The organism is Actinomycetospora sp. 2LY8.5 (assembly GCF_057180585.1).
The window spans coordinates 338,657-347,161 of record NZ_JBXUHE010000001.1 but is presented as its reverse complement, the minus strand read 5'-3'; the positions used below and the strand labels follow the sequence as shown (position 1 = coordinate 347,161).

6 protein-coding genes are annotated in these 8,505 nt (G+C 75.0%); 2 read left to right on the top strand and 4 right to left on the bottom strand.

Annotated elements, in window-relative coordinates:
• Positions 1–572: 572 nt before the first annotated feature.
• The 4 genes from AC2A1K_RS01610 to AC2A1K_RS01595 all read right to left on the bottom strand — a co-directional run bounded on the left by AC2A1K_RS01610 (position 573) and on the right by AC2A1K_RS01595 (position 5,922).
• Positions 573–1,535 (bottom strand): hypothetical protein, encoded by a 963-nt coding sequence (locus AC2A1K_RS01610; protein ID WP_483894554.1) that lies wholly within the window; start codon positions 1,533–1,535, stop codon positions 573–575.
• Positions 1,460–1,951, bottom strand: coding sequence for a DUF222 domain-containing protein (locus AC2A1K_RS01605; protein ID WP_483894553.1), 492 nt, complete (start codon positions 1,949–1,951; stop codon positions 1,460–1,462). The genes AC2A1K_RS01610 and AC2A1K_RS01605 overlap by 76 nt, the downstream gene beginning before the upstream one ends.
• A 519-nt stretch (positions 1,952–2,470) precedes the next feature.
• On the bottom strand, positions 2,471–4,243 hold the full coding sequence (locus tag AC2A1K_RS01600; RefSeq protein ID WP_483894552.1) for an ABC transporter ATP-binding protein: 1,773 nt from the start codon (positions 4,241–4,243) through the stop codon (positions 2,471–2,473).
• Positions 4,243–5,922, bottom strand: coding sequence for an ABC transporter transmembrane domain-containing protein (locus tag AC2A1K_RS01595; protein ID WP_483894551.1), 1,680 nt, complete (start codon positions 5,920–5,922; stop codon positions 4,243–4,245). The genes AC2A1K_RS01600 and AC2A1K_RS01595 overlap by 1 nt, the downstream gene beginning before the upstream one ends.
• Positions 5,923–6,257: 335 nt before the next feature.
• On the opposite strand from AC2A1K_RS01595, the gene AC2A1K_RS01590 reads away from it, so the two are divergent.
• Together AC2A1K_RS01590 and AC2A1K_RS01585 are read left to right on the top strand one after the other, a co-directional pair.
• Positions 6,258–7,679, top strand: coding sequence for a lysine N(6)-hydroxylase/L-ornithine N(5)-oxygenase family protein (locus tag AC2A1K_RS01590; protein ID WP_483894550.1), 1,422 nt, complete (start codon positions 6,258–6,260; stop codon positions 7,677–7,679).
• Positions 7,679–8,488 carry an SDR family NAD(P)-dependent oxidoreductase gene (locus AC2A1K_RS01585; protein ID WP_483894688.1) on the top strand — a complete coding sequence of 270 codons (810 nt, stop codon included), beginning with the start codon at positions 7,679–7,681 and terminating at the stop codon, positions 8,486–8,488. The genes AC2A1K_RS01590 and AC2A1K_RS01585 overlap by 1 nt, the downstream gene beginning before the upstream one ends.
• Positions 8,489–8,505 lie beyond the last annotated feature (17 nt).

Genomic DNA, 8,505 nt, shown 5'->3' with positions numbered 1-8,505 from the left:
GGGTCGTCGGGGTCGTGCGTGAGCGGCGTCGGGGGCGGTGGCGTGGTGGTGTGCCGTCGAATGTGGTGGCGAAGTGGCGTCGCCAGTCGTCGAGGTGCTCGGTGTCCTGGTCCGGCCGGCCGTCGTCGGGGAGCGGTCTCGGGCGGTCGGCGGGGTGCGGTGCCGGGAGCGGTCGCAGGATGCGTGGGGGTCGGGTGGTGTGGGTGATGCCGGCGCGGGTGCGGATCACGAACCAGCCGGGCCGGGGTTGGCGCACGGTCCAGGGGGCGAGGTGTTTGGCGCGGTGGTCGTGGCTGCACCAGGCGCCGAGGTTGCCGGTCAGCGTGGGCCCACCGTGGGCGTGGTCGCGGGTGTGGTCGATCTGGGCGCGGTGGGCGGGGCGGCGGCACCACGGGACGATGCAGTGCCGGTCGCGGACCCGGGTCCAGCGGCCGGCTTCGACTCGCGGGCGGCGGCGTAGCCGGGCGCGGGGGCCGGTGTCGGCGTCGGGCGGTAGCCCGAGGCGGCCGGTGTGTTGGAGGTCGGCGAGCCGGGCCTGGAGTTCGCGCAGCAGCGGGCCCCAGGCGGGGTGATCACCAGGATTCAGGGCGGCCAGGAGTGTCGTCGGAACCTGGAGTTCGACGATCGCCCCGGTCCGGGTCGCCCCCGTTCTGCGCCCCCGCACCCGAGCGTGGTGGCGGGGGCCGGCTGGTCGGCCCGGTCGGGCGCGGGCGAGCAGGACGTGCTGGAGGTGCCCGTCGTCGTCGACGAGCAGCACCCGCCATCCGCCGACAGACGCGGGCGGCGATCAACTCGCGGGCGACCGCAGCGGTGACCGCCCCGAAGCCGGGCACGGTGCCGGGGCGCTGGTCGAGCCCGAGCGCGGTGGTGAGTCGGAGTCGGACCTCGACGGTGCCGTGGCGGACCCGCCCGTCCCGCGGCTCCGGCTCAACGACCGGCTCACGCTCGTCCGCCGGGCAGGGCCGGCCGGGGAGGCCGGGGAGGTCCAGAACGCCCTGTCCGGACGACCGCGGCGGCACGACGAGGTCGAGGTCGTGGCGTTCACCGGCCGGTCCGCCGTCGTCGGGGCCACCGTCATCAGGTCCGCCGCTCGGATCACCGTCGTCGGGGTCGGTAGGGGTGTCGGTGGCGTGGTCCTCGGCGACCAGCAGGGCGACGAGCTCGGGGTCGGTCATGCCGGCGGTGGACCCGTTGAGCAGTCGCATCCCGACCTGCAGCCGTAGCTGGTTGATCGGGGTCAGCACCCCCGCCGCGCGCAGCTGGGCTGCGAGGGCCTCGACCCGCGACATCGACGCGATCCCCTCCGGGCACGGCGCGTCGACGAACGACAACGTCGCCGTTCCCGACGGGTTCGCCGCCAGCTGCACCCGCCCGCGGGCCTCCGCGCGGCGGCGGCGCCGGTCGGCCCAGTCCGGGTCGAGCGCCAGTGCGACCTCGCCGACCCGCTCGCGCAGCGCCATCACCGGCATCTTCCCGGCCTCCTCGAGCACCTCGGCCACCGCGGCCCGGGCGTGGTCGTCGGCCAGGTCGGCCACGCACTCGGAGATTCCCGCACCTTGGTCTCGTCCAACGCACCGCGCCACAGGGCCGCTCCCAGCGCTGGCAACCGGCCGAACAGGTCGTCGGCCAGCGCCAGGCGACGGGACACGGCGGTGCGCGAGCACCCCAGCACTCCGGCGACCTCGTCGCCGGAGAACTCGTCGGAGCCCGGCAACCGCCGCGGGCGCCCCTCGGCGTCCTCGACCGCCGTCCCCAGCTCCCGCAGCCCGGCCAGCAGCTGGGCCTCGGCGCGGTTGTGCACCGCGAACCGCGCCCGCACGTAGGCGGCGAGGTCCTCCCCGCTCAGCGAGGTCGGGTCGACCGTGTCGAGCAGCCCGTGAAGGTCGGCGTCGGGGGCACGATCCGCCAGCCGGGCCGCCAGCCCAGGCCGTTGATCCTGCTCGACGCTCATGGGACGAACGCTAGAGCCGACCCCCGACATCCAGGTTCGGTGACAACCCCGGCGAGGTCGGGGCGAGGTTCGCGGCGCGGGTGTCTGCGGCTGCCTCCGACTGGATCTCAGTCCTGTGCATTGATCGTCGAGATGCCCGTGCCACGGCCGTGCCGAGTGCGCCTTGGTGGGAACGCGGAGCCGCAGGGACTCCCGCTCAGATGTCCGGGCACGGCGCTCGCCGTGGTCGCGGGCCCCCGGTGGGCCTGGCTACTGACGACAACAACGACGAGGTGAGCGTCCCGCGCACGACGGTTGGGCATCGACGTGGCCGGTCGGGAAGCACATCGCGCGGCACTGGCCGACGAGGCCGGCACCGTGCTGCGGAGCAACCACAACGCCGCTCGAGGAACCCCAGCTCAGGCCTCCCCGGCACATCACGGAACGGTAACGATCCTTGAGCGAGCCGCCGGCCGAGCGCGTGGCGTGACGGACACTCAACGTCTGCGGCGCCACGCCGCTGACACCGCGAGCGAGTCCCTAGAGCGTGCTCCGGCCCGTGCCGGCCGCCCAGAGCTCCGCGTACCGCCCGCCGGCGGTGAGCAGCTCCTCGTGCGTGCCGTACTCGACGAGCACGCCCGCGTCGAGCACCGCGATCCGGTCGGATGCCGCGGCCTGAGAGAGCCGGTGTGCGACGACCAGCGCGGTGCGCCCGCGCAGCGATCGGTCGGCGGCGGCCTCGAGCACGCGCGCCCCGGCGCTGCCGGCCTCCGCGGTGGCCTCGTCGAGCACCGCGACGGCGGGGTCGGCGAGGACCAGCCGGGCGAGGGCCAGCTGCTGGGCCTGCGCGGCCGTCGGGGTGTGCCCGCCCGTGCCCACGACCGTGTGGAGCCCGTCCGGGAGCGCGGCCACCCAGTCGCGGGCGTCGACGACGTCGAGCGCCGCCCACAGCTGCTCGTCGGACGCCTCGGGGGCGGCCAGGCGCAGGTCCTCGGCGAGCGGGCCGGCGAAGACGTGCACCTCCTGGCTCACCATGGCGACCTCGTCGGTCACCACGGAACCCGCGCTCGGCCGATGCACCCCCGCGACGATCGTCGCCAGCGTGGTCTTGCCCGCGCCGCTCGCCCCGACCAGCGCCAGACGCGTGCCGGGCGGGATGTCGAGGTCGACGTCGGAGAGCACCTCGTGGCCCTCGTCGTAGGCGTGCGAGACACCTCGGACGCGCACGGCGCCGCGGTCGTCCGGCGACCGACCCGACGAGGACGGCGAGGACGGCGGCTCCGACAGCGACGACACCCCCACCACGCGGGCCAGGCTCGCGCCCGCCGACTGCACGGTGTCGAGGAGGAACAGCACCTCGTTGATCGGGGTGAACAGGTTGATGAAGTACAGGGCGGCCGCGCTCGCGACGCCGACCGTCGCGGCGCCCGCGTCGACCAGCGCGAACCCGGTCGCGAGCACCGCGGCGACCCCCAGGAACTCGGCGAGGTTGAGCCGCCCGAAGAACCCGGTCTGCAGGCGCACGACCCGCAGCGCGAGGTCGACGACCTCCTGGGCGCGCGAGCGGACCCTCTCGGTGTGGTCGTCGTGCAGGTCGAGCGCGCGCACGGTGGCGATCCCGCCCGCCGTGTCGAGCAGCTGCTGCTGCTGGGCACCGCCGACCTCGCGCTGCTCGAGGTAGAGCGGGCTCGAGCGCCGGACGTACCAGCGCGCGGTGAGCACCTGGACCGGCACGGCCACCAGCGCGGCGAGCAGGAAGCGCCAGTCGAGCACGGCGAGGCCGCCGAGACTCAGCACGATCACCAGGGCGCCACGGGTCATGTCGGGCACGGCCTCGCGCACCGCGTCGCCGACGAGGGCGAGATCGGAGGTGACGCGCGAGGTCAGGTCGCCCGCCCCGGCCTGCTCGAGGCGGGAGAGCGGCAGGCCCAGGGCCCGCGCGACGAACGTCTCGCGCAGGTCGGCGAGCACCTCCTCGCCGGCGCGGGCGATCGCGGCCATGCCGACGACGGCGAGCAGGCCCTGCGCGAGCGCCGCGCCGACCAGTCCGAGCACCGGACCGGTCACCGCGTCGGCCCCGCGGCGCGCCACCACCACGTCGACGATCTGCCCGAGCAGCGGCGGGACGAGCACACCGGCGACCGCACTGGCCACGAGCGCGACGAGCCCGACGGCGAGCACACCGCGGCGTTCCCGCAGCAGCCGCCCGACCGCCAGCCGGATCGCGCGGGCGCCGGCGACGGGGAGGATCGCGCGAGCCGACGGTCCGGCTCCCCTCTCGGCGTGCGCCCCCGAATGCTGCGCGTCCGCCATCAGGTCACCGCCCCCCGGTAGGCCGCCGACGAGTCCAGCAACGCAGCGTGCGTCCCGCTCGCCGCCACCCGCCCGTCGACCAGCAGCACCACCCGGTCCGCCACCCCGAGCAGCGCCGGGCTCGTCGCGAGCAGCAGCGTCGTGCGCCCGTCACGCAACGCCGCGAGCCCGTCGGCGATGCGGACCTCGGTGACGCCGTCGATGGCCGTCGTGGGGTCGTGCAGGACGAGCACCGGGGCGTCGGCGGCGAGCGCCCGGGCCAGCGCGACCCGCTGGCGCTGGCCGCCGGACAGAGAACGTCCCTGCTCGGTGAGCACGGTGTCGGCGCCGTCGGGCAGCACGTCGGCGACCTGGTCGGCCTGCGCCGCGGCCATCGCCGGCACGACGTGGCCGTTGCGGGCGGCCGACGCGACGTTCTCGTGCAGCGTGCCGGAGAAGAGCTCGTGGCCGTGCGCGGCGACGAGGACCGCGGTGCGGGCGACCCGGGGCGGGTGCGCGGCCAGCGGGTGCCCCTCGACGGTGATCGTGCCGCGGTCCGGGTCCACCTCGCGGCCCAGACAGGCCACGAGCGCCGCGGCGTCGGCGGGGTCGGCGGCGACGACCCCGACCGTCTCGCCGGCCGCGACCTCGAGGTCGAGCCCGCGCAGCGAGCCGTGGTGCAGGTCGTGCAGCGCGAGGGCGGGCCGGTCGGGGACCGCCGGGGCACCGGGGTCGCCCTCTCCCACCGCCGGCCCGGTGGACAGGATCGCGGCGATGCGCGCGGCCGACGCCCGGCCCTGGGCGATCCGTCCGTTGACCCACCCCAGCATCTCCAGCGGGGTGATGAGGAACTGGGCGAGCCCGACCGCGGCGACGAGCCCGCCGACGCTGATCTGCCCGTCGGCGGCGAGGCGGCCACCGACGAGGGCGACCAGGGCGAGGAAGAGCCCGTTCGCCGCCAGCACGGCGCCCTGGTAGCCGGCCTGGACGCGGGTGGCCCCGAGCGTCGCGCCGAGCGCGTCGCGGCTGGCGCGCCGGTAGCGCGCGACCGCGGCGGGCACCGCGCCGAGGCCCTTGAGCACGCGCACGCCCTCGACGAGGTCGGCCGCGACACCCGAGGCCCGCGCGGCTCGCTCCTGCTCGGGCCCGCTGCGCCTCTGCAGCGGGACGCCGAGGACGTGCACGAGCAGGAGCAGGGGCGGCGTGCCGAGCAGGATCAGCAGCCCGAGCGGCACCGAGGTCCGTAGCAGGGCGACGGCCGCGACCAGCATCGCGGCCAGCGCGGCGGCGCCGAGGGGCACCGCGAAGTTCACGACCCCGACCCGCTTGGCGTCGGCGACGGCGATGTTCGCGAGCTCCCCGGGCAGGCGGCCGGTCTCGGCGCCCCCACGCGGGTCGAGGAGGCGGTCGGCGACGAGCAGGCGCAGGCGCTGGTCGGCGCGGACGTCGCCGAGCCAGGCGCGCCGCGCGCCCCAGCGATAGCAGAAGGACAGGACGAGGAAGTCGAGGCCGAGCACGGCGAGCCAGCCGACGAGGGCCGTCGGGTCGCCCGTCGCGATCGCCCGGTCGACGACGACGCCGACGAGCACCGGCACCAGAGCCTCGCAGCCCTGGTGACCCATGAACAGCACCGCCGCCGACGCCACGGGGGCCTTCTGGTCACGGATGGAGCCGCGCAGCACGGCGCCACCCGAGATCACCGCAGCGCCACGGCGTCGACGCCCCTGTCCCGCACACAGGACAGGCTCACCTGGCTCCCGTCGATGGTCAACCTCCCGCGCGCGTCGTCCTGACGAGATCACGGCCACGCCGCGGTCCGTGCGCACCGTCGCCGCCCGGGTGGGCGACACGGTGCGAAGCGCACGGCCCGTACCCCCGCCGTACCCCCGCCGTGCTTCCTGAGGGCTACGCCAGCCCGTGACCGAACGATCACCGAATGTGGCCGTTATGACAGTCGCGTCGCCCGATACGGGCAAGTTAGGTTAGGGTCGCCTAACGATCTTGCATCCCACGGGCGACGCGGGCGAGGAGTGCGATGAATCGGGAGCCGGGGCGCGCGGGGCCCGACGGCACGGGCACGCTGGATGTGCTGGGTGTGGGTTTCGGTCCGTCGAATCTGGCGTTGGCGTTGGCGGTGCAGGAGCACAACGAGCGGTCGCCGGAGTCGGCGCGGGTGTCGGCGTCGTTCGTGGAGCAGCAGGCGGCGTTCGGGTGGCATCGGGGGATGTTGCTCGAGGGCGCGACGATGCAGGTGTCGTTCTTGAAGGATCTCGTGACGATGCGGGATCCGACGAGTCCGCGGTCGTTCTTGAACTATCTGCAGGGTCAGGGGCGGTTGGCGGACTTCATCAACACGAAGACGATGTTTCCGTCGCGGGTGGAGTTCCACGATTATCTGGAGTGGTGCGCGGCGGACGTGCGGCATCTGGTGAGTTACGGGACGCGGGCGGTCGCGGTGCATCCGGTGGTGGGTCCGGGTGGTTCGGTTGATGAGCTCGAGGTGGTGTTGCGGGATGCGGCTGGTGCGGGCGTTCGGGTGGTGCGCACGCGGAATCTGATTCTGGCCACGGGGTTGGTGCCGTGGTTGCCGCCGGGTGTGGAGCGCGGTGAGCGCATCTGGCACAACAGCGAACTGCTGTTCCGGTTGGCCGACCTCGCGCCCGCCCCGCCGCGCAGCCGCCGCTTCGTGGTCGTCGGTGCGGGGCAGAGCGCCGCGGAGGCGACCGCGTACCTCCACGACCGCGAGGACGCGGCCGCGGTGCACGCGGTGTTCTCGCGGTACGGCTACAGCCCCGCCGACGACACCTCGTTCGCCAACCGCATCTTCGACCCGGATGCCGTGGACCATTTCTACGAGGCGCCGGGCGAGGTCAAGCAGATGCTCATGGACTACCACGCGAACACGAACTACTCGGTGGTCGACCCGGAGCTGATCAACACCCTCTACGCCCGGGCGTACCAGGAGAAGGTCGCCGGGACGCAGCGCCTCCACGTGCACGGCGCGAGCCGCGTCGCGGGGATCCCGACGGCGTCCGCCGGGTCGACCGGGTTCGCGGTCGACGTCGAGTTCCTGCCCACCGGGCAGACGCACACGATCGACACCGACATCGTCGTCTACGCCACCGGCTACCGGCCGATCGATCCCAGCGGGCTGCTCGGTGACGTCGGCGCCTGGTGCCGGCGCGCCGATGACGGCGAGCTGCTGGTCGAGCGCGACTACCGGCTCCACACGGTCCACCCGCTGCGGGCGGGGGTCTACCTGCAGGGACCCACCGAGCACACCCACGGCATCAGCTCCACGCTGCTGTCGACCACGGCGGTGCGCGCCGGGGAGATCCTCGACTCGGTGCTGGGACACCGCCGGCCCGAGCCCGACCGAAGGGTCGCGCACGACGCGGCGGGCGCGCCCGCGTCGCTGGGCAACGGCTTCGGCGATCCGGGAGTGATCACCTCGTGATGGGAGACGTCGAGCAGCGGAGCTCGACCCGGGCGATGGGTGCGGCCCTGGTCACCGGGGCGGCCGGTGGGATCGGGGCCGCGGTGTGCCGCCGCCTCGCCGACGCGGGCGCTCCCGTGGCGCTGCTCGACCGCGAACCCGACGCCACCGAGGCCGCCGCCGACGCGCTGCGCGCCCACGGCGCCACCGCCGTCGCGGTGCCGGCCGACGTCACCGACGTCGGCGCGGTGGAGAAGGCGGTCGCGGCGGCCGAGGACGCGCTCGGAGCCCTGGGGACGCTGGTCAACGTGGCCGGCGTGCTGCGCGTCGGCGCGGTCACCGAGATCGACGACGCCGACTGGCGCCACTGCCTCGACGTCAACGCCACCGGGGTCATGCACGCCTGCCGCGCCGTCGGGGGTCGCTTCGCCGAGCGGGCCCGCGGGTCGGTCGTCACGGTCGCGTCGAACGCGGCCGGCGTGCCCCGCACGGGCATGGCCGCCTACGCCGCCTCGAAGGCCGCCGCCGTGGCGGTCACGCGATGTCTGGGCCTGGAGCTCGCCGGGCGGGGGGTGCGGGCCAACGTCGTGTGCCCCGGGTCGACCGACACCGGGATGCTCAGTGCCATGGGGGCGACGGGCGACCTGCCCGCCGACCACGCCACCCTCGTCCGCGGCTCGGCGGAGACGTTCAAGCTCGGCATCCCCCTCGGCCGGGTCGCCGCCCCCGAGGACGTCGCCGAGGTGGTCGCGTTCCTCGCCTCGCCTGCGGCCCGTCACGTGACCTTGCAGACCGTCTACGTCGACGGTGGCGCCTCGCTCGGTCCCTGACCGCGCTGTTCTCGCAC